Here is a 25,333-nt window from a genome sequence, read left to right on the forward strand (position 1 = left end):
CTTAGAGCGCGTTGGCCAGCAGCGCCAGGCTCAGGCCCGCTACCGTGGCCACCAGCTTGCGCACGTTCACGTGGTGCTCGGGGCTGACCTCGAACAGGATGGTGGTAGAAACGTGCAGGAAATTGCCGCTTACCAGGCCCAGCAGCGCCGGGTAGAAGCCGCCCTGCACCGCGGGGTCGATGTGGGCGTAGTGGCTGGTGAGCACGCCCAGCGGCGCGGCGGCGGCAAACAAGCCCAGCCACGGCAAGGCCCGCTGGAAACTGCCAAGGCGCGTGACGAGTACCGCCATGAGGGCAAACGCGGCCGGAATGTGGTGCAGCGCCACGCCGGTGAGGGTGGCGTAGAAGCCGTCGGGCGTGTGGCCGTGCGGGTCCTGCACCAAGATGCTGCCTTCCAGAAACGCGTGCAGCGTGAGCGAACCGAGCAACAGCCACGGCACGCCCGCATGGGCGTGCTCGGCGTGCACGTGCTGGTGGCCGTGCTCCACGCCTTCCGAAAACAGCTCCAGCACCAGCTGCCCAAAAAAGCCTGCCAGCACGAAATACCCCACGCGCTCGGGCGAGGTACCCAGCGTAAGGGCCTCGGGAAGCAAGTGCGTGAGCGTGAGCGTCACGAGGTAGGCCCCGCTAAACGCCAGCAACGGCCGCAGCCAGGTGGTGTGCAGCGTGGGCACAAACCGCGTGACCCACCCGGCACCCAGCACCGTCCCAAAAAGCAGCAGCAGGGCTACAATCATCAGCTAAAATGAACAAGAACCGGTGTTGCCACAGCAATAATCGGCCACGGCCGCCGGCCCAGGCGCGGAAGCCCAGACCAGCAGAAAGCCGCGTTATTTCTTGAGAATGAAAATCATGCGCGGACTCGACTCTTCCACGTACGGGTTCAGGTCGTAGTCGCCCAACACTTCGGCCAGGCGCAGGCCGGCCAGGTAGAAGTATTCCCGAAACCGCTCTACGGTTAGGGCGCGCACGCGTTCCTGAAAATGCTGCGGCTGCCCTTCCCGGTCGGTAAAGCGAATTTCCTTCACGATAAAGTCCCGGTCGAGGTGGCGGTTCAAATGAAATGTGATGCCGTCGACGGTTTTTTCCTCGTGGGCCACCAGCTCGCGCACTGCCCGCTCGGTGTTCATGAAGTCGATAACCAGCTTGCCGCCGTATTGCAGGGCGTCGGCGGCATTGCGCAGGGCCACCACGTTTTCGGCCTCCTCATCGAAATACCCGAAGCTGGTGAACAGGTTCAGGATGAAGTCGAACGGGCCGTAGGGCAGCGGCGCGCGCATGTCGTGCACGTGGAACTGCAGCCGCTCGTTGGCAAACTGCCGCGCGTGCTCGATGCTCTCGGGCGAGAGGTCGATGCCCGTCACGTTGTAGCCCTGCTGGTTGAGGTAGATGGCGTGGCGGCCCTTGCCGCAGGCCAGGTCCAGCAGCCGCTCCTTGGGCTTGGGGTGCAAGCGCACCAGCAGGTTGTCGAGGAAGTGCTGGGCCTCGTCCTGGTCGCGGTTGTGGTAGAGCTGGTGGTAGTACGGCGAATCGAACCAGGTGCTGAACCACTCGGCTTCGTGGCGGGTATGGGGCATGCGCAGAAGGGAGGAGCGGCGTGGGAAGTAGCTGCCGAAAGATAACCCAGTGGCGAGAACCGGCCCGAAGACCTGCCCGCAACAGGACGCCGACGCCCCGGCACAGCCACCGACGCTGTGCATCGGAAGCCGCGCCGGGGCGCTCGGGTAGAACAAAGAGCTGGGTGCTAGACCAAAGTCCGCAAGCTTAGTTCTGGTTTTTCTCGCGCTGTCCGTCGCTCAGGTCGTGCTGCGTCTCGGCATCTTTGGTAGCCGCTTCGCCTTGCTTGCTGCCTTCGGCCTGCACCGCGTCGGCCGACATCGCGCCGCCCGCCGAGGGCTTCTCGGGTTTGCCGGCAGCCGGCGCCGTCGTCTGCTCTACATCCATGTGCGAGCTAACGGGCTCGGCAATGGCACCGCCCTTGTGCTGGCTCGGCGCATCGGTGGCCAGGTCGAAGTTATCGGAGCTGCGGGTGCCGGGGGGAACTTGGTCAACCGACACTTTGCGGTCGGGGCGCCAGTCAGACGGTTCGCTGCTGCACGAGGCCAGGGCCAGCAGAGCTACGGCAGCCAGGCCCGAAACGAGGTTCTTGGAGGTCATAAAAGCAAAAGAAGAAACGAAGTCGGAAATACGAAAACCGGGCAACTTAAGCTGCTTTGCCGCCGGCATCGGGCGCCGGAGTGCCGGCTTCGGCGGGCAAAAAGCCTTTGCGGCGCAAAATAGACTCAAAGAGCCGCAAGTCGTTTGGGGAGTTGAAAATGCGCGTGGGCAGGTGCAAAAATACCGGCACGTACATAACCTTGGCGGCCCAGGCGCGCCAGCCGGCCACCTGGCCGGTCATGTCGGGCTGCTTGAGGTACAGCACGTAGGCTTCTTTGTCGCGGCGCACGGTCTCAATCATGTCCCAGGTCAGGCGCATGCCCTGCTCCTGGTTGAGGCGCAGCAGCACCTGGCGCTGGTCCATTTCGTAGCTCACGCGCTCAAACAGGGCTTTGCTCTGCTCCATCTGCGTCACGCCCGTTACTTGGGCCGAGCGCAGCAGCACGTACAGCACCGTCACGAGCACCGCGGCGGCAATCCACCACCACGAAAACCAGAAAATGGCCGGCAACGACAGCACGACCAAGGGAATAACGGCCTGCCACCAGTCGCGCTTCCAAACCTGGGTGAGGGCCATTTTGGTGTAGGTGTCCTTGTCGAGCTGGTACTTCTTGGTGCGAATGGCCAGCGGTGAAGGTTGCTGCGCCACTTGCCGGCCGCGCATGTTATTGGGTTGTTGCATCTTCTTGGAAACGCTAAATGGCTGGATTGACGGCTGGTTGCTTGTTCTATAGCCGAACAGCCCGCCATGCAGCCATTTAACAGGTAAACGGGTTAGTAAGCTTTCAGGCTCAAATCCAGGCTTTTGATGGAGTGCGTGAGGGCACCCACCGAAATGTAGTCGACGCCCGTGGCCGCCACGGCGGCAATGGTGTGCTCGGTAATGCCGCCGGAGGCCTCCGTGGGGAAACGGCCGGCAATCAGGGCCACGGCCTCGCGCAGCATGGCCGGCGGCATGTTATCGAGCATGATGCGGTCGACGCCGCCCACTTCCAGCACCTGCTGCACTTCGGCCAGCGTGCGGGTTTCTACTTCGATGGGCAGCTTTCGGCCGAGTTCCTGCAGATACCTATGCGTGGCCTCAATGGCTTGGCGAATACCGCCGGCGTAGTCCACGTGGTTGTCCTTCAGAATAATCATGTCGAACAGCCCGTAGCGGTGGTTCACGCCGCCGCCGATGAGCACGGCCCATTTCTCGCACAGGCGGAAGTTGGGCGTGGTTTTGCGGGTGTCAAGCAGTTTGGCCGTGGTGCCAGCCAGCAGGCCGGTGAGATAGGCCGTGTGGGTAGCAATACCGCTCATGCGCTGCATGCAGTTGAGCACGAGGCGCTCGGCCGTGAGGATGCTGCGGGCCGGGCCTTCCACCGTCAGGGCCACGTCGCCGTGCTTCACGCGGCTGCCGTCGGGCAGCAGCACCTGCACCTGCAGCGTGGGGTCTACTTCGCGGAAAATGAGCAGGGCCAACTCTACGCCGGCCAGCACGCCTTCGTCTTTCACCAGCAGGCGGGCTTGCTTGCGGGCAGCGGCCGGCACACCGGCCAGGGAAGAATGGTCGCCGTCGCCCACGTCTTCGGCCAGGGCCGATTGGATGAAGGCGTGAAGGGCTTCGGGGCGGAGGTAGGGTGCGGGGGGGAGGGCGTTTAGCACGGGGCAAAAATAGCAAAAGGCCCCGACATGCGCCGGGGCCTGCTAGGCAGGAAATCAGGCCAAGAAGTACTTAGGAATGTACAGGTTGGGCCAAATTACTCGTGCGTGAAATCCATCGTATCGATCTGCAAGGCACCGCCGTCGGCCGGTTTCATCTTGATGAACACCCGGTAGTTGCCCGACTTGGCGCCGAACTTGCCCACCGCATATTGGATGCCACCGCCCGATGCACCTTGGTGCACGAGCTCGAAGGATGCCGGGCCGTTTTTGGCGAAGAAATCCTTGAGCACAAATTCCGCTTGCGTGGCGCTGAAGCTCTGCTTGTCGCCGTCGAACCCCAGTTCGACGGTGCCGGCAAAGTACTGCGCCACGGCGCGGGAGGAGCCACTGCGAATGGCCGCGCGCACCGCGCTGAAAGCCTCGCCTTGTGCTTGGGCCCCCATCGTCATCACGCTGAAGCAGATGATGGTGAGCACCCGAAAAATGAATTGTTTCATAGTGTGCAAAAAGACTGCACCCGCCGGTACACCAAAATTGTGCCAACCGGTTGCAGAGGCGGGATATAGGTAGTAATTAGCGGCGGTGCCCCAAATTAGCGAATCGGTGGCGTTCGGCAGTACGGCGCGCCTATCTTTGCAGCCATGAACAAACCGGTACTGTTGGTAATCCTGGATGGATGGGGCTTGGGCACTAACCCGGCCGTATCGGCCATTGCAGCGGCGAAAACGCCGTTCGTAGATTCACTTTTCGAGCGTTTTCCGCACAGCCGCCTCCAGGCTTCCGGCGAAGCCGTGGGCCTGCCCGACGGCCAGATGGGCAACTCCGAAGTCGGCCACATGAACATAGGGGCCGGTCGCGTGGTGTACCAGGATCTGGTGCGCATCAACAAGGCCATTCGGGAGCGGAAGCTGGGTGCCATGCCCGCGCTGCAGCAGGCGCTGGAGTACGCCCGCACCAGCGGCAAGCCCGTGCACCTGATGGGCCTGCTCTCCGACGGCGGCGTGCACTCCCACATCGAGCACCTGAAATCCCTCTGCACCCTGGCCCACGACGCCGACGTGCACAAAGTATTCATCCACGCCTTCACCGACGGCCGCGACACCGACCCCAAGAGTGGCGTGCGCTACGTCAACGACTTGGAAGAACACTTGCAGCGCGGTGCCAGTGGCAAAATCGCCTCGGTGGTGGGCCGCTACTACGCCATGGACCGCGACAACCGCTGGGAACGGGTGAAGGTGGCCTACGACCTGCTGGTGAACGGCAAGGGCGCGCCCTCGCAGAACCTCATCCAGTCGATGCTCGACTCCTACAAAGAGGGCGTAACCGACGAGTTCCTGAAGCCGCTGGTGAAAGTGGGCGCCGACGGCCTGCCGCTGGCCACCATTCAGGACGGCGACGTGGTCATCTGCTTCAACTTCCGCACCGACCGCGGCCGCGAAATCACGCAGGCCCTCACGCAGCAGGACTTTCACGCCTTCAACATGCACCGGCTGAACCTGCACTACCTCACGATGACGAACTACGACGCCACGTTTGCGGGCGTCACGCCGATTTTCGACAAGGACAACCTGGAGCATACTCTCGGCGAGGTGCTGGCCGACCACGGCAAGCGCCAGATTCGCATTGCCGAAACCGAGAAGTACCCGCACGTTACGTTCTTCTTCTCCGGCGGCCGCGAGGCCGAGTTTGCGGGCGAAAAACGCCTGCTGCGCGCCTCACCCAAAGTGGCCACCTACGACCTGCAGCCCGAGATGAGCGCCTACGAGCTGCGCGACGCCCTCGTGCCCGAGCTGCAGGCCCGCGCCACCGACTTCACGGTACTCAACTTCGCCAACCCCGACATGGTGGGCCACACGGGCGTCTTCTCGGCAGCCGTGAAGGCCGTGGAAACCGTGGACGAGTGCACCCGCGACGTGGTAACGGCCGCCCTCGACAACGGCTACGCCTGCATCATTATCGCCGACCACGGCAACGCCGACATGATGATTAACCCCGACGGCTCACCCAACACGGCCCACACCACTAACCTAGTACCCTGCATTCTGGCCGACCCCGACTACCACGGCACCTTGGCCGACGGCAAGCTGGGCGACATTGCACCCACCGTGCTGGCCATCATGGGCCTGCCGCAACCCGAGGAAATGACGGGCGAATCGTTGCTGCGCCCCGCTGCCAATGCGTAAGCTTTTCCATCAACTGACCGCAGACCGGGCCAGCTTCCCTCGCTGGCTCGGTCTGGCCGTTTTAGGCCTGGGGCTGACTGCCTGCTCAGGCGACGGAGCCTCCGACCGTCCGGCCCGCCGGCCCGCCGGCTATTTCGATGTGCCTGCTCTGCTCGATGCCCAAGTGAAGCAGCTGCAGGCGCAGCACCCGCGGCTGAAAAAGCAAGTGGCCTTGCGCAACGGCCAAACTGAAACCGCGCAGCTTGCCGACGTAAACTGGTCCAACGAGTTGCAACTGTTCTATCAGGCCGACATCAACAAGCCCGCCCTGCGCGGTGCTTACCAGGTGCAAACCGCCGACTCGGCCGGCCTCACGCGCCGCACGTTCCGCCGCCAGCCCGAGGTGGACCACCCGGTAATTGAAATGACCGTGCTGCAAGCCGGCAACACGGTGCGCGAGTTGCGCGCCTCGCTCAGCCAGAACAACCCGCTGTTTTTCTCCGGCAAGCGGTTGCGGCTGCGTTTCGGAGCCGACGGTCAGCTGACCGACTATCAGGTGCGCGGCAGCCAGAAGCTGGTCGTGTTCGACTCGACGCGCTACCTGGCCAGCGGGCGGGTACTGCGGTAAGCCGAGTCGGGCTAGGCACCCATCAGCGTGAGGACCACCCAGCGGCGGCCGCCGTGGTTGCGGTGCTCCCCCAGGTACACGCCTTGCCAGGTGCCCAGGGACAGTTCGCCGTTGGTTACCGGAATGGTGACGCTGCTGCCGAGCATAGCGGCCTTCAAGTGCGCCGGCATGTCGTCGGGGCCTTCTTGGGTGTGCTGGAAGTACGGGGCGTTTTCGGGTGCCGTGCGGTTGAAGAACTCCTCGAAGTCGCGGCGCACGGTGGGGTCGGCGTTTTCGTTGATGCTCAGGCTGGCCGAGGTGTGCTGAATGAACACGTGCAGCGTGCCCATGCGCAGTTGCTCCAGCTCGGGCAGCTCGGCCGTGAGCAAATCGGTGATGAGGTGAAAGCCGCGGCGCACGGCCGGCAGGCGCAGGCGTTTCTGAAGGCAGATCATGCTGGCAGAGAAGGGTATCGAGGCAGGAGAAGGGCGAATTGTTCGGACAGCCGATTACCAATTTCTCGTGCCTCGATGCTCGGGACTTGGTTAAGGGTTCAGCCGCTCGTAGGCACCCAAATCGGGCGTGGCGAGGTTGCGCAGCACGTTGCGCAGGTCGCGGTTGAGCACGGGCAGGCCGATGGCGCCGCCCTTGTTGCTGGCGGCCGAAAGCGTATCGAGGCGGTAGTCGAATTTACCGTCGAAAGCGTTGAGCGGGGTGCGCTTGAACTTGGGGTCGACGTTGATCAGGTTGTTGTTACCCTGTAGCCCCAGGGTGGTGGCGCTGCCCGTTTTGTTGTAGCCCTTGGTGCGCAGCAGGCTGTTGCTGATGTTCACGCTGCCGGCGTACGCATTGCCATCGACGAACAGCAACTCGTCTTCGATAGAGCCCCACACAATGCTGTTGTGCATGGTCACGGAAGGCGCCACCCGATACGTAGGCGCGTCCACGGGCAGGGCATTGGAGAAGGTGAGCGAAGCGGTTTCGCGGCGCACGAACTGCGGCGTGTAGTTGGCCACGGTGCAGTGTTGCAGGTTGTAGGCGCCGCCCTGAAAGCCCGCCACTGCGTATTCGCCGCAGTTGGTGAGCATGGTATTGGATACGTCCACATCACCAGAAAAGCTGAGCACGCCGCCACCGGCAAAGCTTTGGCCGCCGCTGGCGAAGGTGAGGCCCTGGCCGGAAATGTTCTGAATGACGCAGTTTTCCACCGTCACCTTCGGGCGCGGGCGGCTGTCGTTGGGGTTGTAAACCAGCACGCCGAACGAGGCATTTTTGATTTCGCAGTAGCGCAGCACGTTGGTGCGGATATTGCGCGTGCTGGCAATGAACTGAATGCCAGACCACTGACCGGGAATGTCGTTGTAGAACTTTTCGAGCCGGTCGCCGGCGAAGCGGACAATGCGCTTGTCGTCGGGCTTCACCTCGTTGGTGGGGGCCAGGGCGGGGTTCACGCGCAGGGTGCCTTTCACAATGATGGCCGAGCCGGCGTGCGAATAGATGCGCGCGCCTTCTTCGATGGTGAGGGTGCAGGTAGAATCGACCAGTACCGAGTTGTAAATGACGTGGGGCTTGTCGTTGCGCCACACCGCGTTGCAGGGCAGCACTTCGGCGTTGTGGAAGTAGGCGTTTTGGCCGTAGGCAATCAGGCGCACCTGCTGGTCGTTTTTGTTGGTGCGAAACAGCAATTGGTCTTCCACCAGAAACGGCTTGTCGGTGCCGGGCTGCACGGTGGCTTTCACCAGCACCAGCAGGCTGTCGTTGCCCCGAATTTCCACGTTGCGGGCCGTCGGGCCGGCGTCGCCGCCGATGGTGACTTGATAGGTAGTGCCCTGCTGCGCCGCCAGCCGAATTTCTTCCACCCGCACCGCCCGCTTGTTGCGGTTGAACACCCACAGGCGCTTGGTGACGGTGCCCGTCTGCACAAACACCGTGTCGAACGTCACCGTGTCGGTCGAGAATTCGAGCTTGGCGCTGGGGTCGGTGGTAATGATTTCCTCCTTCGGCTCGCAGCCCGGCAAGAGCACGGTGAGCATGGAAAGAAGCAGCAACAAAGGGAAGAGGTAGCGCACGGGCAAAAGGCGTTCGGAAAGACAAACCTACGAGTCAGCCGCTTAACGACGAAAGCCCGCCGGTAGTGCCCCTCGGTGGTATTCGGTAGCCGGCCTATCCTCTGAGCGGTAGCCCGGCCGCCGCAATAGGCTTTTCCACCCATTCGCGGGCTTGCTCGGCATCGTTGAAGTACCGGGTTTCGGGCCGGCCGGGGTGCTGCCGGGCCTTGGAAGCTACCACCACGTCTTCCACGTTTTGGCGCCCAAACGGGTCGTCGGCGTTGACGACGGCCAGCTTTTCGAGGCCCAGCTCCAGGAATTGCGGAAACCAGTGCTGCTGCAGCCAAATCTGGTCGAGCGGGTGCAGCGGCGGCATGCGGCGCAAGTCGCCGAGCCACGCCCGCACCTGGTGGCGGGCCGCCAACGCCAAGATATACTGCTGGGTTTGGCGGAACTCCTCGCTGCTGGCCGCGCCCAGCCAAGTGACTTCCAGCAGGCGCAACCGCACGTGAAACGTCAGCCGCAAATGCGCGCATTCGTAGAGAATCATACCACTGGGCTATCAACCGTGAAGGGGAATGTCCGCGGCTTGCATAATACTTGAAATTCGTAAATATGTTTAATAAAATAACGATTTAGTCAAAGTTATTACAAAGAAACCCCACTGCCGTTGCCAGCAGTGGGGTTTGCAGCCTGCCTTGCGCGGCCGGCAAAAACACTACGAGAAAGGCCGGGCTATTTCAACTCGCCCACCATGTCTTCGGGCTTGAGCCACTCGTTGAACTGCTCCTCGGTGAGGTAGCCCAGTTGCAGAGCGGTTTCCTTCAGCGTCGAGCCGTTTTTGTGGGCCGTCTGGGCAATTTCGGCAGCTTTGTAGTAACCGATGTGCGGGTTCAGGGCCGTTACCAGCATCAGCGACGAATCGACGTGCTTCTTGATGTTTTCCTCAATGGGCCGGATGCCCACGGCGCACTTGTCGTTGAACGACACGCACACGTTGCCGATGAGGCGGGCCGAGTGCAGGAAGTTGTAAATCATCATCGGCTTGAACACGTTCAGCTCGAAGTGGCCGTTCATGCCGCCGATGTTGATGGCCACGTCGTTGCCCATCACCTGGGCCGCTACCATCGTCATGGCTTCCGACTGCGTGGGGTTCACCTTGCCGGGCATGATACTGGAGCCGGGCTCGTTGTCGGGGATGAACAGCTCGCCGATGCCGGCGCGCGGGCCCGAAGCCAGCAGGCGCACGTCGTTGGCAATTTTCATCAGCGAAGCGGCCACCGTTTTCAGCGCGCCGTGGGCTTCCACGATGGCGTCGTGGGCGGCCAGGGCCTCAAACTTGTTCTCGGCCGTGATGAACGGCAGGCCGGTAAGATCGGCAATGTGTTTGGCCACGTTTTCGGAGTAGCCGGGAGGCGTGTTGATGCCCGTGCCCACGGCGGTACCGCCCAGAGCCAGCTCCGAGAGGTGGGCCAGCGTGTTCTTGATGGCGCGCAGGCCGTGGTCGAGCTGCGACACGTAGCCCGAGAATTCCTGGCCCACGGTCAGCGGCGTGGCGTCCATCAGGTGGGTGCGGCCGATTTTCACGATGTTCATGAACTCCTTCGACTTCGCCGCCAGCGTGTCGCGCAGCTTCTCGATGCCGGGAATCGTTACCTCCACCAGAATCTTGTAGGCCGCGATGTGCATGGCCGTGGGGAAGGTGTCGTTGCTCGACTGCGACTTGTTCACGTCGTCGTTCGGCGCCAGGGCCTTCTTCTCGTCGGTGAGCTGGCCGCCCTGCAGCACGTGGCCGCGGTAGGCCACCACCTCGTTCACGTTCATGTTCGACTGCGTGCCCGAGCCCGTCTGCCACACCACCAGCGGAAACTGGTCGTCGAGCTTGCCTTCCAGGATTTCGTCGCACACGCGGCCAATCAGCTCGGCTTTGTCGGCCGGCATAATGCCCGCGTCGCGGTTGGTCAGCGCAGCCGCTTTCTTAAGGTAGGCGAAGGCGCGGATGATTTCCTTGGGCATCCGGTTGATGTCCTGGGCAATCTGGAAGTTCTCGATGGAACGCTGCGTCTGGGCGCCCCAGTAGGCGTCGACGGGGACCTGCACGGTGCCCATGGTGTCTTTTTCGGTGCGGAACTGCATCAGGAAAACGAAGTCGGTGAAACGATGGCCCAAAAGGCGGGGCAAAAGTAACGAAGCCCGAACGGGGGGCCAAGCTGCGGTAGCCTTTACGTGGCCGCGTGCGTACACGGGTATCCGCTTCCGAGCATTGTTCCACTCCAAACCCGCCCGACCATGAGCACCATCAAGAAAGTCATCGAAGTGCTGGCCTCGTCCGACAAAAGCTTTGAGGATGCCGTGCAGCGCGCCCTGCAAGAAGCCAGCACCACTCTCAACGGCATCAAGAGCATCTACATCAAAGACCAAAGCTGCCGCGTGCGCGACAACAAGATTGTGGAGTACCGCATCACGGCCAAAATCAGCTTTGAGGTGATGCACAAGTGGCAGCCCCGCAGCACCGCGGCCACCACGGAAGCAGTAGACGGTGGCGGTACGCCCGATTATTCCGCCGTCAACATCAACGCCGAGCCGCAGCTGCCCCGCGCCGTGGTGCCGGGCGGCAGCGCCACCGAGCCCGAAAGCGGCGGCGGCTACAGCGGCTAAGCCCCGCTGCTGCGCTTTCAAGGCGTTTGTTTTTCAGCGCAACGAATACCAACCGGCCCTCGGCGCGGCCACACCACTACCCAAGGGTAAGGTGCGGCCGCGCCGAGGGCCGGGCGTTTTGCTGAGCAGTCGATTTAGCGGAGCGGCATGCGGAACGGCACGCTGATTTCCACGGTGCGCGGGGCGCGCTTGCCGTTTACCACGCCGGGGTACCAGCCGGGGCCTTCGCACACAAGGCGCAGGGCCTCTTCGTCGAGGTCGGGGTGCACGCTCTTGACCACTTGCAGGTACTGCACAACGCCGTCGGCATCCACCACGAAGCGCACCTTCACGTCGCCTTCGGCGCGGTCGGTGCGGGCGTCGTCGGTGTATTTGAGGTTGCGACTCAGGTAGCGGCGGAAGGCCGGGTAGCCACCTTTGGGCAGCGGCACCACATCGAGGGGCGCGGGCAGCACGCCCTTGGTGGGAGCGGCGCCGGGCAGGGTTGGCGCAGCTTTGGGGGCGGTCGGGGCGCTGTCGGCGGCCAGCGCCGTGGCCCGCCGGGCGGGCAAAGGCGCCGCCGCGGCGTGCTTGGCTTTGGCGAGGGGGGCTACTTCTTCGCGGGTTTCCTTCTTCTCAGCCGCCCCGGCAGCGTCGGCCACCCCCTCGGCTTCCGCCGTGCCGCTATCCGACGCCAAGGGGGCGCTGCTGGCCACCACATCGGTCATTTCCGCAACGGTGCCGCCCGCAACGGGCGCACTTGGCTGCACCCGCGCCGCCGGGCGCCGGTAGCGCGGCTTGCCGACGGCGGCATAAGCCGGCTGCTGCTTGGCCGGCCGCGTTGTTTCTGCCGGAGGCGTAACCGGCGCAGCAGGAGCCGCGGCGGCTACGTCAGGCGCATCTGCCGCTGGGGCGCTTTCGGTTGCTGCTGGCGGCGCCGTGGGCTCGGCAGCTTGGGGCGCTGGGGCCGAGGCGGCTACCGGTGCGGTGGCGGATGTGTGCGGTACTTCGGCCGGCAACCACCAGCGTAAGGCGGCCGCAGCTACCAGCAGCACCAGCACGGCCGCCGCCGCGGCCGACCACCACGCCACGGCGCGGCGCGGCTCCCGTTCATCGGCTGCTATGCGGGTGTGCAGGCGCTGGTGCAGCTCCTGCAGGGCCACCGGGGCGGTGGCGTCGGCGGGCGCGGTGAGGTAGCCGTCGAGGGCGTCGCTGCACAGGTCGCAGTCGAGGGCGTGGGCTTCTACGCGGCGGCGCTCGGCAGGCGTGAGGGTATCGGCCGCGTACTGCCGCAGCACCGCCGCCGGCAGGTGCGGGGCGGGTGGGTCGGGCGGAAGGCGGAGGTTAGCGGGCCGCATGGGGGGAGGTTAGGTACTGTTTGAGGTTACGCTTCCCGTTCTGCAGGTAGCTTTTCACCTTGGGCAGGTCGTAGCCGGTGAGGGCGGCAATTTCCTGATACGATTTCTGTTGGCGGTAAAACAAGTCGAGGCAGCGGTATTGCTCGGGCGGGAGTCGGGCCATACCGGCTTCCAGCTGTTGCAGCTGCTCTTCGGTGGTGGCTTCGCCGTCGGCAGAGAATAGATGCGCGGCCCCGCCCGATTCCACATCGGCCGCCGTGGGCATGGTCAATGCCAGGGTTTCGGGGGCCGACTTGCGGCGGCGCAGCTCCATGAGGCAGTAGTTGCGGGCGGTGGTGTGCAGCCAGCTGCTGAGGTGCTGCACTTCGTGACGACGCAAATCCACCACCAGCTTCTCGAAAATTTGCATCACGGCGTCCTTGCTGTCGTCTTCGCGGCGCAGGTAGCGCAGGCACACGCCGTACACCAGCGGCATGTAAGGCTCGTAGAGGCGGCCGAGGTCCTGCACGTCGCCGTGCTGCCGGTAGCGCGCCAGCAGCTCGGCCTCGGTGAGGGGCGCGGGCTCGGTGGGCTTACGGCGGCGGAAGAGGAACATGCTAGGGTGAGAAGCGCGGGGCGAAACCGAAGATACTAGAACGTCATGCAGAGCGAGAGCGAAGCATGGCGGCCAAGCAAAGCGGTAGAGATGCTTGGCCACGCCTTCCTGCGGTTCGACTGCGCTCAGCATGACGGCTTTTCCTTGCTAAGAAAGGTTCAGGCATCAACTTAAAGGTACGGCTTCGTCGGGGTGGTAAAAAAATATCGGGCGCCGCGTGTGGAATCGAAAACGGGGCTGCATCCAACCAATAACTCACCACCTCACACCACCGTCTATGCTATTTCCTGCACGAGTATTCGCCACCGGGCGCCTGCTGCTGCTGGCGGCGCTGCTGCCGGCCTGCGCCCGGCAATCCAGTTCTTCGGTATCGGCCGGACCGGAGCACGCGGCACCGGCCCTTGCCAGCAGCCCGCCCACGGATTCACTCGGCGTTGTCGGGCGCGTGTTCGATGCCAGCACCGGCCAAGGCCTGCCGGGCGTTACGGTGCTCGTGAAAGGCACTAGCACCGGCGTCAGCACCAGTACCGATGGCGGCTACCACCTGACGTTGCCGACGGGTATGAAGCAGGGCGCGCTACAGGTCAATTCCATCGGGTATGTAACCAAAGAGCTGCCCTTTCGGGCCGGACAGCGCATTGACATCCGGTTGGCTACTGATACCAAGCAACTCAGCGAAGTTGTGGTAACCGGACGCGTCAGTGGGGTTCAGGCGAGCCGCCCATCGGGCCCGCCGTTGTTCAAGAGCAAGGCCGAGCGCGAAGCCAAGCGAGCGGGCGCACCCACCATAAGCTACGACCAAGTACAAAGCGCGCCACCCGCCTACTACGTGCAGCCTGCTCAGCCCGAGAACCGCGAATCTTACGCCCACGTAGCCGAAAACGGCTTTCAGCTGGTGAGCAAGGAGCCGCTGAGCACCTTCAGCATCGACGTCGACGCGGCCTCCTACAGCAACGTGCGCCGCTACCTGATGCAGGAAGCCCAGCTGCCGCCCGCCGACGCCGTGCGCACCGAAGAGCTCATCAACTATTTCAAGTACCAGTACCCGCAGCCCGCGGCCGACGCGCCGGCCGGCCTGCACGCCGAACTAGCCCAGTGCCCCTGGGCACCCAAGCACCAACTGGTGCTCATTGGGGTGCAGGGCCGCACGGTGCCCACGGCGCAGCTGCCGCCCGCCAACCTCGTGTTCCTCGTCGACGTGTCGGGCTCCATGCAGTCCCCCGATAAGCTGCCGCTGGTGAAAGCCTCGCTGCGGCAGCTGGTGCAGGAAATGCGCCCGCAAGACCGCGTGAGCATGGTGGTGTACGCCGGGGCTGCTGGCCTGGTGCTGCCGCCCACGCCCGGCACCCAGCGCGCCGATATTCTGGCCGCGCTCGATCGGCTGGAAGCCGGGGGCTCCACGGCCGGCGGCGCGGGGCTGCGGCTGGCCTACGCCACCGCCCGCCAGCACTTTCTGAAAGAAGGCAACAACCGCGTGGTGCTGTGCTCCGACGGCGACTTCAACGTGGGCGAATCCTCGGACGACGCCATGGAGCACCTCATCGAGCAGGAGCGCGAATCGGGCGTGTTTCTGTCGGTGCTGGGCTTTGGCACCGGCAATTTGCAGGACAGCAAGATGGAGCGCCTCGCCGACAAGGGCAACGGCAACTACGCCTACATCGACCACCTGGCCGAGGGCCGGCGCGTGCTGGTGCAGCAGTTCGGCGGCACCCTCTTCACCTTGGCCAAAGACTTGAAGCTGCAGGTGGAGTTCAACCCCGCCCGGGTGCAGGCCTACCGCCTCATCGGCTACGAAAACCGCCTGCTGGCCGCCGAGGACTTCAACAACGACCGGAAAGACGCCGGCGAGCTGGGCGCGGGCCAGCAGGTAACTGCCCTCTACGAGGTGGTGCCCGTGGGCGCCCCGGCCGTCATCGACCCGCTGAAATATCAATCGACGGCGCAAGCAACCCCGCGGCCCGCTACCAGCGAGTGGTTAACGGTGAAGATGCGCTACAAACAACCGCAGGGCCACGCCAGCCTGCTCATCAGTCGGCCGCTTGGGGGAGATGGCCGCCTGCTGAGCGAGGCTTCGGAAAACCTGCGGTGGGCGGCGGCCGTCGCCCAGTTCGGCCAGGTGCTGCACCACTCGGCGCAACCCGGCACGGGTACTTATGACTCTATCCTGCAGCTGGCCCGCGCGGCCCGCGGCCGCGACGACGACGGGTACCGTGCCGAGTGCATCCGGCTGATGGAAACCGCCGCCGGCCTCACCCCCGGCGCGGGTAGCCTCGGCCGCCGCTGATATTCGCCGCCCTTTTTGTTGCCCATTCACTCACCAACCATGCAACGGCCCGCTTCTGGCGGGCCGCTGCATTTTCAGATGCCATTCCGGTCCGAAGTGGTTCCACACCGGTCGGGAGTGGTTCGGCACCACCTGCAGGGTGGTTGCAAACCACTCTTCGGGTGGTGCGAAACCGGTGCAGAGTGGTGCCGAACCACTCCAAGGGTGGTGGTGGACCGGTTCCAAGTGGTGCGGAACCGGTCGAAGGTGGTGCAACACCACCCAGGGAGTGGTTTGGCACCACCTGCGGGGTGGTGCCGGACCGGTCGGGAGTGGTGTGCAACCACTTAGGAGCGGTCCGACACCACTTGAGACCGGTGCAGAATCGGTTTAGGGCTGCCGATACCGCGCCGTAGCGCGAACTATGTAGTTCGCGTACCAAAACGACCTATACGGCGTGGGGCACGCGAACTACATAGTTCGCGCTACTGGGCGCTGCCGTTGCGCAACGGCGGCAGCGCCGTACTTTACGGCCGATGATGACACGCTTCCCCACTTCCGCCCGGGCGCTAGCGGCCGCGGCCCTGCTGCTGGCCGGCTGCCAAGGCAACGCCGGCTCCTCCGCCACCACTACCACCGACCCCGCCGCCACCCAAGCCGCCGCCGATACGGCCGTGGTAGCCGCGCCCAACGACGGCATCAGCGCCGCCGATATCGGCCGCCAGATACAGCGGCTGGCCTCCGACGAATTCCTGGGCCGCAAGCCGTTTTCGGCCGGCGAAACCAAGACGGTGAACTACCTCGCCGACGAGTTCCGCAAGCTCGGCCTGCAGCCCTGCCCCAACGGCACCTATTTCCAGAACGTGCCGCTGGTGCAAATCAACACCCTGCCCGCGCCCACCATGCAGGTCAGCGGCAAGGGCCAGCCTTTTGCCCTGACTTATAAGAAGGACTACATGGCCGTGACTGAGCGGGAGCAGCCCAGCATCACCCTCGCCAACTCGCCGCTGGTGTTTGCCGGCTACGGCGTGGTGGCGCCCGAATACCAGTGGAACGACTACGCCGGCCTCGACGTGAAGGGCAAAACCGTGGTGGTGCTCGTCAACGACCCCGGTTTTGGCACCGGCGACACCACGCTCTTCAAGGGCAAGGCCATGACCTACTACGGCCGCTGGACCTACAAATACGAGGAGGCCGCCCGGCAAGGCGCCGCCGGCGTGCTCATCGTGCACGACACCAAGCCGGCGTCCTACCCGTGGTCGGTGGTGGAAAGCAGCTGGGCCGGCGAGCAGCTGTTTCCGCAGAGCGCCGACCGCGGCGCCAGCAAGTGCGCCCTCGAAGGCTGGCTGACGCTGGACGCGGCCAAGCGCCTGTTTACGGCCGCCGGCATGAGCTACGAGCAGCAGTTTCAGGCCGCCAACAAGCCCGGCTTCAAGCCCCAGCCGATGGGCCTGAGCGTGAGCACCACGCTGAAGACGGTGATTGAGCGCAAGGCGTCGAAAAACGTGCTGGCCGTGCTGCCCGGCACCTCGCGCCCCGATGAGTACATCCTCTACACTGCCCACTGGGACCACCTCGGCGTGGGGCCGGCCGTGCAGGGCGACTCGATTTACAACGGCGCCGTCGACAACGCTTCGGGCTGCGCCGCGCTCCTGAGTATTGCCAAGGCCTTTCACCAGGCCAAGGAAAAACCCGCCCGCAGCATCGTGTTTCTGGCCGTGACGGGCGAGGAGCAGGGCCTGCTGGGCTCGGCCTACTACGCCGCGCACCCCGTTTTCCCGCTGAATAAAACCGTGGCCAACCTGAACATGGACGCCCTTTCGCCCGCCGGCCCCATGCGCGACCTGACGGTGGTGGGCCTGGGCCAGTCGGAGCTAGACGACTACGCCGCCGCGGCCGCCAAGGAGCAGAACCGCTACATCGCGCCCGACCCCACGCCCGAGCAAGGCCACTTCTTCCGCTCCGACCACTTCAGCCTGGCCCACGTGGGCGTGCCCGCCCTCTACGCCGCCGGCGGTGCCGACGCCCGTCGCGGCGGCAAAGCCGCCGCAGCGCGTGCCCGCGACGAATACGACGAGAAGCACTACCACCAGCCCTCCGACGAGTACGACCCCAAAGCCGACCTGCGCGGCATGGAGCAGGACGCGCGCATCCTGTTCCGCGTGGGCCAGCGCCTGGGCTCCGAAACCACGTTTCCGCAGTGGAAAGCCGGCTCGGAGTTCAAAGCCATTCGGGAGCAAAGCCTGAAGGCGAAACCGACGACGTAGGCTGGTTTTGGCAACAAGGAATAGCAAAGCGCCCCGGCTGGTTTGGCCGGGGCGCTTTGGTTTTCGTGGAGGCCGTCATGCAGAGGCGCAGCCGAAGCATCTCGCATGTTTGGGCCGATAGTATATTCTGTCCAGCATCAGCACGCGAGATGCTTCGGCTGCGCTTCTGCATGACGCTCATGCGCCTCGGCAAGGCGGGTGAGCGGTGATTAGTGCGTCAGCAGCACTTTCTGGCGCCAGGTGCCGGTTTCGGTCGTGAGCACCACTATGTACAGCCCGGCCGGCAACCCCCCGGCGGGCAGGGTTACGGCGTGACGGCCGGCGGTTTCGTGGCCGTTGGTGAGCGAGGTTACTTCGCGGCCCGTCAGGTCGAACACGCGCACGGCAGCCTGGCCGGCGGCGGGCAGCACGTAGGTCAGTTGGGTGCTTTCGCGGAAGGGGTTCGGGTAGGCCGGTTCCAAAGTGGTTGTGGCGGCGGCTACCTTGGCGGGCAGCAGCACGATGAAGCTCTGCACCGGCGGGCTTTCGTTGTGCAGCCGGTCGAGGGCCGTGACGGTGTAGCGAAAGGCAGGCCCGCCGGCCGCCAGCAGCTCGCGGTAGTGGGTGGTGTCGGTAATGGCTACGAGGTGGGCGGGGTCGGCTACATCGGCGGCGGTAACAGGGCCGGCGTGGTCCGGGAAACGGTACACGGCATACCAGCGGGCCAGCTCGCCGTCGGCGGCGGGCGGGCCGGGCTGCCAGTTCAGGTGCACGAAGCCGGTGCCCTGGTTGTCGCTCCAGATGCTGGCCTGCGCGGGCGTGGTGGGCGGCACGGCATCTTTCCAGGGCATGGTGGGCAGCAGGGCCTTGTGGCGGTAGAAGTTCAGCCGTAGCGAATCGGCCACGCCCAAAGGATTGGCCAGCAGCTCGGTGCTTTTGTAGTGAATACTTCCCTGTACGTTGGGCTGCTGGCGCAACAACCGCACCTGGGCCGGAATCTGGCTGGGGGAGCGAAAATTCACGTCGGCAGCCGTGGCGCTGACCTTATAGGCGGCCAGGCCCACGTACACGTGGCGCGGCATGGCGGGCAGCACCTGTTGGCTCCACCAGGGTACTATGAGGGAGTAGTTGGCGGCCGTTTGGCCAATGCTGAAATACACCTGCGGCGCGAGGTAATCGACCCAGCCCTGCTGCAGCCACTTGCGGGAATCGGCAAAGATGTCGGAGTAGCTCTGAAAGGCGGTGGTAGCCGTGCCGCCCACGCTGGTGCCGTTGCGCCACACGCCGGGCGGCGAAATGCCAAACTTCACCCGCGGCTTGGCCGCCCGAATGCTGTCGGACACGGCGCGCACAAACAGGTCGATGTTGTCACGGCGCCAGTCGGCTTTGGTGGCTATGCCGCGCGGGTCGGCGGAAAAGGCCGCGTCGTCGTCGAACACCACGCCGGTTTGCGGAGCCGGGTAGAAATAGTCGTCGAAATGAATACCATCGACATCGTACCGGCGCACCACGTCCATTACCACGCGGTTTAGGTAGGCGCGCACCTGTGGCAAACCGGGGTTGAGCACCCGCAAGGTACCAAAAGGTACCACCCAGTCGGGGTGCAGGCGCGAGACGTGGTTGGGTGCAATACTGGAGGTGCCGGCGTTGGTTACGGCGCGGTAGGGGTTCAGCCAGGCGTGAAATTCCATGCCGCGGCGGTGGGTCTCCTCAATCATAAACGCCAGTGGGTCGTAGGCCGGCTGCGGGCCCACGCCCTGGGTGCCGCTCAGCCATTCGCTCCACGGCTCCAGCGTGCTAGGGTAGATGGCGTCGGCGGAGGCGCGCACCTGCACCACCACGGCGTTCAAGCCGTTTTGTCGGTGCCGGTCAAGCAGGCCGATGAACTCGGCGCGTTGCTGGGCGGGCGTGCGGGTTTTGTTGCTGGGCCAATCGAGGTTGAACACGTGCGCGACCCACACGGCCCGAAACTCGCGCTTGGGCGCCGGGCTTTGCGCCAAGGCTACCGGAGGCAAGCTGCTCAAGAGCAGGCCGGCAGCAGCAAGGAATAAGCGGAATTGGGAAAAGTAGATTTGTTTCATGGGAAGGCAGATAGGGCGTGGTAAACGCATCTAAGTAAGCTTTTCGCAGACGGCTGCGCAACTGCATTAACGGGCGAGGCCGCCGCAAAACCGACTGACCGCCCCGGGCCTATACCTCGGCCCAAGCGTAGCGGCGCTCTTTCCAACGGATGTGGCCCGGCCACAGCGTGTAGCCCAGCACCAGCAGCGACATGCCGGCCAGGTAAAACTCGTAGAGCAGCAGCACGCCGAGCGACTCGTGCCGGCCCACTTGCCGCAGGCTAATCCACAGATACAGGGTTTGCAGCAGCACTTTGGCGCCGTAGAGCAGCGGCGTAAGCGGCCAAGCCACCCACGGCGGGAAAAACAGCACCATGTAGAACACGCCGTAGAGCCCAAACAGCCCCGACAAATACCACGGCAGCCGCGTGGTGCCGCGCATCCAGCGTTTGCGCTGCTCCAGCAGGCAGCGCACCGTGGGCTGCGGCGCCGAAATGCCCAGCACGTGCCCGTGCCAGAGGTTGCGGTAGCCCCAGCCGGCTTGCACAATGCAGGCAAAGAGCTGCAGGTCCTCGGTTATCTGAAACGCCAGCGTTTCGTAACCGCCGATGCTGTCGTAGGCGGCGCGGGTCACGAGCATGTTGTTGCCCACCGCCGTTACGGGCAGGCCGCCGTCCGACAGCACCCGAATGACGCTCAGGCCGAAGAGCCAGTCGAGGCCTTGCAGGCGGCCGAAGAGGTTGCCGTGGGCCACGGTAGAGCCGGTAACCACGCCCACCGGGCGGCCGTGGGCGGGTGCTTCGGCCGCACCCAGCATGTGCTGCACCCAGTCGGGTGGCAGCTGCATGTCGGCGTCGGTAAGCAGGAAGTAGTCGGCGGTGGCTTGGCGGCAGAGTTGGGCAATGGCGTTGCTCTTGCCGCGGGCGCTGCCCACGGGGTGGCCGATGCGCACGAGACGAAACGGCGGCTTGTCGGCAATAAAAGCCTGCACCACGGCGGCCGTATCGTCGGTAGAAGCGTCGTCGCCGATGAGGATTTCCAGCAGTTCGGGCGGGTAGCTGAGCCGCGCCAACGACTGCAGGCACCGCTCGATGTGGTGGGCTTCGTTGCGGGCCGGCACCAGAATGCTCACCCGCGGCCGGGCTTGGCTGACGTGGGGCTGGGAGCGGAAAAGTGCGCAGACCAGCAAGCCGCTGCAAGTCAGAAAGAAGAACGCGAAGAACAGCGCGAAGAATACCATAAACGCGGGAGCCAGACCGGGTAATCGACAAGGGGAATGAACCGGGCGGCAACTCCGGCGGTTAGTGCATACGAAAAGGTCCCACTACAGTGTTGCCGTCGATCCGCGGGCCCGTGCGCGTTGGCTTTTCACCCCAATTTCATCCGGCAAGTTCTTCTTTGTGGAAGCTGTCGGGCCACGGCTGCTGTATACGCACCCGTTTTTCCTGTAACGCATGCAAGCTGTTGAGCTGGACTTTCTACGCCTTTCCTACCGACCCGATTTGCACCTGCTGGTGCTGCGCTGGACGCGCCCGGTAACATCCGACGAGCACCGCGCGGGCTACCACGCGGCCCTGGAGCTGGCCCGCGCCGAGCAGGCCGGCGGCTGGCTGATTGATTTGCGCACCCGCGGTCTGGCGTCGCCGGCCGACTTTGCCTGGGTGCTCACAGAATTTCGTGAGCAGCTGGCCGAACTGCCGGCGCCGCGCCGCCTTGCCTACCTGGTAGCGCCCTACCACGCCGCCACCATCACCGCGCGCCTCATCGAGCAGGAGGCCGGGTTGCCCGAGCACGTGCGGGCTGCTGCGGCAGTGCGCATTTTTACCGAAGAGCAAGTGGCGCAGCGCTGGCTGCACATGCCGGCTTAGGCGACCGGTCATACCCATAAAAAAACAGCGCGGCCCCGACTTTCTGGTAAAGTCGGGGCCGCGCTGTTTGAGCGGTAGGCGCTACGCCTGCGGGTTGGTGAGTACCGGCGTGTCGTAACCAGGGTTTTCCATCACGGCGGCTACGTGGGTGTCGTCGTCGTCGCGCACGCGCAAGGTGAGCAGGCCGGCCAGCACCATGCTGGCGCCACCCAGCACTAGCGTGTTGAGGGTGTTGCCGTGGAACAGATGAATGGTGAAGAAACCCAGGATGGTAGCGGCCACAATCTGCGGAATCACGATGAAGAAGTTGAACACGCCCATGTAGTAGCCCATGCGGTTGGGCGGCAGGGAGCCGGCCAGAATGGCGTAGGGCATCGACAGGATGGAGGCCCAGGCAATGCCCACCATACCCATCGAAACGATGATGAAATCGGGGTTGCTGATGAACTTGAGCGACACCAGCCCCAGCCCGCCGATGAGCAGGCACAGCATGTGGGTGCGGCGGCGGCTGGTGCGGGCCGCAATCAGCGGAATGAGGAACGCGAAAACCGCGGCCACCCCGTTGCGCACCGACGAGCAGAGGCTCAACCAATCGGCGCCGTCGTTGTACTGCTGCTGCACGCGCTGGGCGGTGGCGCGTTCATCGGGGCTCAGCTGGCCTTTGCTGAGGGCGTAGTTGGCCATGTTCAGCGTGATGATTTTGCTGGTTTCGCCCTGCTGAAAGTCGTCGATTTCCTTGAGGTCCTGCTGCAGCGCCGTTACTTCTTTGCGCCCGGCTTCGTCGGTGGTCTGGCTGCCTACAATCTGGCCTTTCAGCTTCTCGTAGAGCGGCGCATCCACGCGCATATTGTAGATGTTGCTGGTGACGGCGTTGGTGGCGTAAATCCACATCGAAAACAGCGCAAACCACGTGAAGAACTGCACCACGGCCAGCTGGCGCATGGCCGGCGGCATGTGAAAAATACCGGCAAACGACTCGCGCAAACCGTCCCACATGCCCACCTTGGCGTTTTCGGCCCGGAAGGCCTCCATGTCTTCGGGCGGCGTTTCGGTGCTGGTAAATACGGTGTAGAGCACCGAGCCCAGAAAGGCCGCCGCGCCCACATAAAACGCCCACTTCACCGAAGGCGGAATTTCACCAGCCGGAGCGGTATTGCTCATGCCCAGCCAGTTGGTGAAAACCCACGGCAGCAGGGCTGCAATAACGGAGCCGACGCCGATGAAAAAGCTCTGCATGGCAAAGCCCGAGGTGCGCTGCTCCGAGGGCAGCTTGTCGCCCACAAACGCGCGGAACGGCTCCATGGAAATGTTGATGGACGCGTCCATAATCCAGAGCATGCCGCCGGCCATCCACAGGGCCGTGGAGTTGGGCATGAACACCAGCGCCAACGAAGCCAACAAGGCGCCGATGAGGAAAAACGGCCGCCGCCGGCCCCAGCGCGGGCTCCAGGTACGGTCGGAGAGGTAGCCGATGACGGGCTGCACGAGCAGGCCGGTGACCGGCGCGGCAATCCACAGAATCGGAATGTCGTCTTTGTTGGCCCCCAGGGTTTCAAAAATGCGGCTCACGTTGGAGTTCTGCAGCTCGAAGCCGAACTGAATGCCCAGAAAGCCAAAACTCATGTTCCAGATTTGCCAGAACGAAAGGCGCGGCTTTTGGCGGGTGGGTGCACTCGTGGAGGGGGCAGAAACGGTTGCCATCGGGAAATTGGTTGGTCGTTTGGGGTTGTTGGTTTTGGGGCAGGCCAAGGGCGGTGTTGGGACCAACAACCATAAACCAGACTATGGTTTGGGGGTGATGTCGAGCACGACGGCCGAAAGCGGGGCGAGCGTAACGCGCGCGTTGCTGCTGGCCGGTCGCTTGTTCAGAATGTCGGTGTAGGTGAACTGCTGGCGCAGCGGGTCGAGCTTCATGAGCTTCCAGGCGGCTTCGGGAATCTGCAGCGTGGGCACGTAGGTTTGGGTGGCGCTGAAGTTGACGACGACGAGCAGGCGCTGCTTGTCGGTGAAGCGCAGGTAGCTGTAGAGCTTGCGCTGGTCGTATTCCTTGGCGAGGTTGTTGGCGTCCTGCAACTCGTAGAAGCGCCCCTTCCGGATGGCTTCGTTGCTGGTGCAGAGGTTAAGCAGGCGCGCGTAGAAGTCGCGCAGCTGCTGCTGCTGCTGGCTGAGCTTGCCGCCGTCGAACTTGCCGCCGTTCACCCATTTCTGGTGCTCGGGCACGCCCCAATAGTCGAAGATGGTGGTGCGGCCGTCTTCGCCCGAAAAGCCTTCGGCGCCGCGGGCCGGCTCGCCCACTTCCTGCCCGAAGTACACCATTACCGGCCCGGTGCCCAGCGTCGCCGAAACCGTCATGGCCGGAATGGCGGGGGCAGTGCCGCCGGCAAAATCCTTGGAGGCAATGCGCTGCTCGTCGTGGTTTTCCAGAAAGCGCAGCATGCGCGACGAGAAGCCGCGGCTTTCCTCGCTCCACACTTTTGTGATGTCGTCGGTCGAGCCTTCGCCCCGCATCAGGCGGCGCAGGCCGTCGTAGAGGCCCACCTTGTCATAGAGGAAATCAAACTTGCCCTCGGTGAGGTAGCGCTTGTACTCCTTGGGGTTGTAGGCTTCGCCCAGGAAGATGATATCGGGCTTCACTTTTTTGACCTCGGGAATAACCCAGGCCCAAAACTCCACCGGCACCATTTCGGCCACGTCGCAGCGGAAGCCGTCGACGTCTTTCCGGGCCCAGAACACGAGAATGTCGCGCATCTTCAGCCACGTGTCGGGCACGGGCTCGAAGTAGGTTTTGCGCCCGTTCTGGTAATCGACGCCGTAGTTGAGCTTGGTCGTCTCAAACCAGTCGTCGAGCTTGGGCGCTTCCGAAAACACGTCGTTGCCGGTGGCTTTGGCGGGCGTTTCGGTGTATTTCTGGTCTTCCTTGGGGCCCTTCAGGGCCGCGCCCAGCGGGTCGTTGCCTTTGGGCACCACCAAGGCCTTGCCGGGCAGGTAGTAGAAGTTGTTATTGGGCGCAAAGGCCTTGGTTTTGTCGTCCTTTTCGCCCAAATCCACCACGCCCGCCGGCTTCGCGTCCGACTTGTAGGAGCGCGCTACGTGGTTGGGAATGAAGTCGATGAGCAGCTTCAGGCCGTTGTCGTGGGTGCGTTTCACCAGGGCCTCAAACTCCTTCATGCGCAGCTTGGGGTCCACGGCCAGGTCGGGGTCCACGTCGTAGTAGTCCTTCACGGCGTAGGGCGAGCCGGCGCGGCCTTTCACCACGTCGGCGTCGTCCAGCGCAATACCGATTTTGGAGTAGTCGGCCATGGTGGCGTGCTCCAGCACGCCGGTGTACCACACGTGCGTGGCGCCCAGCTTTTTCAGCTCCTGCAGGGCCGTGGGCGTAATGTCGTTGAATTTGCCCACGCCGTTTTCGGCGGCCGAGCCAAAGGGCTTGTTCGTGGTTTTCTGGTTGCCAAACAGGCGCACCATCAGTTGGTAGATGACCAGCTTGCGGTCCTCGGGTGCCTCGTCGGTGGTGTTGGGGTCGGCCAACATAGCAGCGGATGAGTGAGCGGATAGCACAGGCGACAAAGCCGCAGGGCGTGGAATCAGGGTAAACGAGGCCAGACCCAGCGTAAAAGCCGCGGCCGGCAACAGCAATTTGCTTCGCATAAGAACGTAAGGTGGGCAATTCTGCAATAATCAACTGG

The 25,333-nt window shown here is 63.9% G+C and carries 22 protein-coding genes; 6 read left to right on the forward strand and 16 right to left on the reverse strand.

Annotation, left to right across the window (positions count from 1 at the left end; translation table 11 throughout):
* Position 1: 1 nt before the first annotated feature.
* The 6 genes from F0P96_RS08805 to F0P96_RS08830 all read right to left on the reverse strand — a co-directional run bounded on the left by F0P96_RS08805 (position 2) and on the right by F0P96_RS08830 (position 4,300).
* On the reverse strand, positions 2-736 hold the full coding sequence (locus F0P96_RS08805) for a ZIP family metal transporter (RefSeq protein WP_151078494.1): 735 nt from the start codon (positions 734-736) through the stop codon (positions 2-4).
* 93 nt (positions 737-829) lie between these two features.
* On the reverse strand, positions 830-1,576 hold the full coding sequence (locus tag F0P96_RS08810) for a class I SAM-dependent methyltransferase (RefSeq protein ID WP_151078495.1): 747 nt from the start codon (positions 1,574-1,576) through the stop codon (positions 830-832).
* Between the two features lie 187 nt (positions 1,577-1,763).
* Positions 1,764-2,156, reverse strand: coding sequence for a hypothetical protein (locus tag F0P96_RS08815; protein WP_151078496.1), 393 nt, complete (start codon positions 2,154-2,156; stop codon positions 1,764-1,766).
* 46 nt (positions 2,157-2,202) lie between these two features.
* Positions 2,203-2,838: a hypothetical protein gene (locus F0P96_RS08820; RefSeq protein ID WP_151078497.1), complete on the reverse strand. Its 636-nt coding sequence runs from the start codon at positions 2,836-2,838 to the stop codon at positions 2,203-2,205.
* 92 nt (positions 2,839-2,930) lie between these two features.
* Positions 2,931-3,803, reverse strand: coding sequence for a carboxylating nicotinate-nucleotide diphosphorylase (gene nadC, locus F0P96_RS08825; protein ID WP_151078498.1), 873 nt, complete (start codon positions 3,801-3,803; stop codon positions 2,931-2,933).
* A gap of 95 nt (positions 3,804-3,898) precedes the next feature.
* Positions 3,899-4,300, reverse strand: a complete 402-nt coding sequence (locus F0P96_RS08830) for a DUF4783 domain-containing protein (RefSeq protein ID WP_151078499.1) — start codon at positions 4,298-4,300, stop codon at positions 3,899-3,901.
* Between the two features lie 144 nt (positions 4,301-4,444).
* Between F0P96_RS08830 and gpmI the strand changes: the two genes are divergently transcribed.
* On the forward strand, positions 4,445-5,986 hold the full coding sequence (gpmI, locus tag F0P96_RS08835) for a 2,3-bisphosphoglycerate-independent phosphoglycerate mutase (RefSeq protein ID WP_151078500.1): 1,542 nt from the start codon (positions 4,445-4,447) through the stop codon (positions 5,984-5,986).
* Positions 5,979-6,593 (forward strand): hypothetical protein, encoded by a 615-nt coding sequence (locus F0P96_RS08840; RefSeq protein ID WP_151078501.1) that lies wholly within the window; start codon positions 5,979-5,981, stop codon positions 6,591-6,593. The genes gpmI and F0P96_RS08840 overlap by 8 nt, the downstream gene beginning before the upstream one ends.
* A gap of 11 nt (positions 6,594-6,604) precedes the next feature.
* Here F0P96_RS08840 and F0P96_RS08845 read toward each other — a convergent pair whose 3' ends face one another.
* From F0P96_RS08845 to fumC, 4 genes are all read right to left on the reverse strand, one after another.
* Complete coding sequence (locus F0P96_RS08845) at positions 6,605-7,027, reverse strand: secondary thiamine-phosphate synthase enzyme YjbQ (RefSeq protein WP_151078502.1); 423 nt, start codon at positions 7,025-7,027, stop codon at positions 6,605-6,607.
* Between the two features lie 90 nt (positions 7,028-7,117).
* Positions 7,118-8,641 (reverse strand): hypothetical protein, encoded by a 1,524-nt coding sequence (locus F0P96_RS08850; protein WP_151078503.1) that lies wholly within the window; start codon positions 8,639-8,641, stop codon positions 7,118-7,120.
* 94 nt (positions 8,642-8,735) lie between these two features.
* Positions 8,736-9,170, reverse strand: a complete 435-nt coding sequence (locus F0P96_RS08855; RefSeq protein WP_151078504.1) for a SpoIIAA family protein — start codon at positions 9,168-9,170, stop codon at positions 8,736-8,738.
* A 185-nt stretch (positions 9,171-9,355) separates the two neighbouring features.
* Positions 9,356-10,756, reverse strand: a complete 1,401-nt coding sequence (fumC, locus tag F0P96_RS08860) for a class II fumarate hydratase (protein ID WP_151078929.1) — start codon at positions 10,754-10,756, stop codon at positions 9,356-9,358.
* A 153-nt stretch (positions 10,757-10,909) separates the two neighbouring features.
* Between fumC and F0P96_RS08865 the strand changes: the two genes are divergently transcribed.
* Complete coding sequence (locus F0P96_RS08865; RefSeq protein WP_151078505.1) at positions 10,910-11,278, forward strand: dodecin family protein; 369 nt, start codon at positions 10,910-10,912, stop codon at positions 11,276-11,278.
* 134 nt (positions 11,279-11,412) lie between these two features.
* On the opposite strand, the gene F0P96_RS08870 is transcribed toward F0P96_RS08865, so the two are convergent.
* Both F0P96_RS08870 and F0P96_RS08875 read right to left on the reverse strand, forming a co-directional pair.
* Entirely contained in the window at positions 11,413-12,615 is a 1,203-nt protein-coding gene (locus F0P96_RS08870) for an energy transducer TonB (protein WP_151078506.1), read from the reverse strand.
* A complete protein-coding gene (locus F0P96_RS08875) occupies positions 12,602-13,210 on the reverse strand; it encodes an RNA polymerase sigma factor (RefSeq protein WP_151078507.1) in 609 nt (202 codons plus the stop codon). The genes F0P96_RS08870 and F0P96_RS08875 overlap by 14 nt, the downstream gene beginning before the upstream one ends.
* Before the next feature lie 277 nt (positions 13,211-13,487).
* Between F0P96_RS08875 and F0P96_RS08880 the strand changes: the two genes are divergently transcribed.
* Positions 13,488-15,494: a vWA domain-containing protein gene (locus F0P96_RS08880; RefSeq protein WP_151078508.1), complete on the forward strand. Its 2,007-nt coding sequence runs from the start codon at positions 13,488-13,490 to the stop codon at positions 15,492-15,494.
* A 515-nt stretch (positions 15,495-16,009) separates the two neighbouring features.
* Entirely contained in the window at positions 16,010-17,740 is a 1,731-nt protein-coding gene (locus F0P96_RS08885; protein ID WP_235917436.1) for a M28 family metallopeptidase, read from the forward strand.
* A gap of 209 nt (positions 17,741-17,949) precedes the next feature.
* Here F0P96_RS08885 and F0P96_RS08890 read toward each other — a convergent pair whose 3' ends face one another.
* Positions 17,950-19,800: a family 10 glycosylhydrolase gene (locus F0P96_RS08890; RefSeq protein WP_160620271.1), complete on the reverse strand. Its 1,851-nt coding sequence runs from the start codon at positions 19,798-19,800 to the stop codon at positions 17,950-17,952.
* A 109-nt stretch (positions 19,801-19,909) separates the two neighbouring features.
* On the reverse strand, positions 19,910-21,019 hold the full coding sequence (locus tag F0P96_RS08895) for a glycosyltransferase (RefSeq protein WP_151078510.1): 1,110 nt from the start codon (positions 21,017-21,019) through the stop codon (positions 19,910-19,912).
* Between the two features lie 214 nt (positions 21,020-21,233).
* Here F0P96_RS08895 and F0P96_RS08900 point away from each other — a divergent pair, with 214 nt between their 5' ends.
* Positions 21,234-21,647 (forward strand): hypothetical protein, encoded by a 414-nt coding sequence (locus tag F0P96_RS08900; protein ID WP_151078511.1) that lies wholly within the window; start codon positions 21,234-21,236, stop codon positions 21,645-21,647.
* An 81-nt stretch (positions 21,648-21,728) separates the two neighbouring features.
* Here F0P96_RS08900 and F0P96_RS21200 read toward each other — a convergent pair whose 3' ends face one another.
* Both F0P96_RS21200 and F0P96_RS08910 read right to left on the reverse strand, forming a co-directional pair.
* Entirely contained in the window at positions 21,729-23,348 is a 1,620-nt protein-coding gene (locus F0P96_RS21200) for an MFS transporter (RefSeq protein ID WP_151078512.1), read from the reverse strand.
* 81 nt (positions 23,349-23,429) lie between these two features.
* Positions 23,430-25,178, reverse strand: a complete 1,749-nt coding sequence (locus F0P96_RS08910; RefSeq protein ID WP_151078513.1) for an alpha-amylase family glycosyl hydrolase — start codon at positions 25,176-25,178, stop codon at positions 23,430-23,432.
* Positions 25,179-25,333 lie beyond the last annotated feature (155 nt).

The sequence above is a fragment of the Hymenobacter busanensis genome (assembly GCF_008727865.1).
Taxonomy (GTDB): Bacteria; Bacteroidota; Bacteroidia; order Cytophagales; family Hymenobacteraceae; genus Solirubrum; species Solirubrum busanense.

Coding starts and splice junctions, on each gene's coding strand:
- F0P96_RS08900 (WP_151078511.1), top strand. CDS start 21,234: ATGCAAGCTGTTGAGCTGGACTTTCTACGCCTTTCCTACCGACCCGAT.
- F0P96_RS08805 (WP_151078494.1), bottom strand. CDS start 736: ATGATTGTAGCCCTGCTGCTGCTTTTTGGGACGGTGCTGGGTGCCGGG.
- F0P96_RS08855 (WP_151078504.1), bottom strand. CDS start 9,170: ATGATTCTCTACGAATGCGCGCATTTGCGGCTGACGTTTCACGTGCGG.
- F0P96_RS08885 (WP_235917436.1), top strand. CDS start 16,010: ATGATGACACGCTTCCCCACTTCCGCCCGGGCGCTAGCGGCCGCGGCC.
- F0P96_RS08890 (WP_160620271.1), bottom strand. CDS start 19,800: ATGAAACAAATCTACTTTTCCCAATTCCGCTTATTCCTTGCTGCTGCC.
- F0P96_RS08870 (WP_151078506.1), bottom strand. CDS start 12,615: ATGCGGCCCGCTAACCTCCGCCTTCCGCCCGACCCACCCGCCCCGCAC.
- F0P96_RS08840 (WP_151078501.1), top strand. CDS start 5,979: ATGCGTAAGCTTTTCCATCAACTGACCGCAGACCGGGCCAGCTTCCCT.
- F0P96_RS08895 (WP_151078510.1), bottom strand. CDS start 21,019: ATGGTATTCTTCGCGCTGTTCTTCGCGTTCTTCTTTCTGACTTGCAGC.
- F0P96_RS21200 (WP_151078512.1), bottom strand. CDS start 23,348: ATGGCAACCGTTTCTGCCCCCTCCACGAGTGCACCCACCCGCCAAAAG.
- fumC (WP_151078929.1), bottom strand. CDS start 10,756: ATGCAGTTCCGCACCGAAAAAGACACCATGGGCACCGTGCAGGTCCCC.
- F0P96_RS08880 (WP_151078508.1), top strand. CDS start 13,488: ATGCTATTTCCTGCACGAGTATTCGCCACCGGGCGCCTGCTGCTGCTG.
- F0P96_RS08845 (WP_151078502.1), bottom strand. CDS start 7,027: ATGATCTGCCTTCAGAAACGCCTGCGCCTGCCGGCCGTGCGCCGCGGC.
- F0P96_RS08830 (WP_151078499.1), bottom strand. CDS start 4,300: ATGAAACAATTCATTTTTCGGGTGCTCACCATCATCTGCTTCAGCGTG.
- F0P96_RS08910 (WP_151078513.1), bottom strand. CDS start 25,178: ATGTTGGCCGACCCCAACACCACCGACGAGGCACCCGAGGACCGCAAG.
- F0P96_RS08810 (WP_151078495.1), bottom strand. CDS start 1,576: ATGCCCCATACCCGCCACGAAGCCGAGTGGTTCAGCACCTGGTTCGAT.
- F0P96_RS08820 (WP_151078497.1), bottom strand. CDS start 2,838: ATGCAACAACCCAATAACATGCGCGGCCGGCAAGTGGCGCAGCAACCT.
- F0P96_RS08865 (WP_151078505.1), top strand. CDS start 10,910: ATGAGCACCATCAAGAAAGTCATCGAAGTGCTGGCCTCGTCCGACAAA.
- F0P96_RS08815 (WP_151078496.1), bottom strand. CDS start 2,156: ATGACCTCCAAGAACCTCGTTTCGGGCCTGGCTGCCGTAGCTCTGCTG.
- gpmI (WP_151078500.1), top strand. CDS start 4,445: ATGAACAAACCGGTACTGTTGGTAATCCTGGATGGATGGGGCTTGGGC.
- F0P96_RS08875 (WP_151078507.1), bottom strand. CDS start 13,210: ATGTTCCTCTTCCGCCGCCGTAAGCCCACCGAGCCCGCGCCCCTCACC.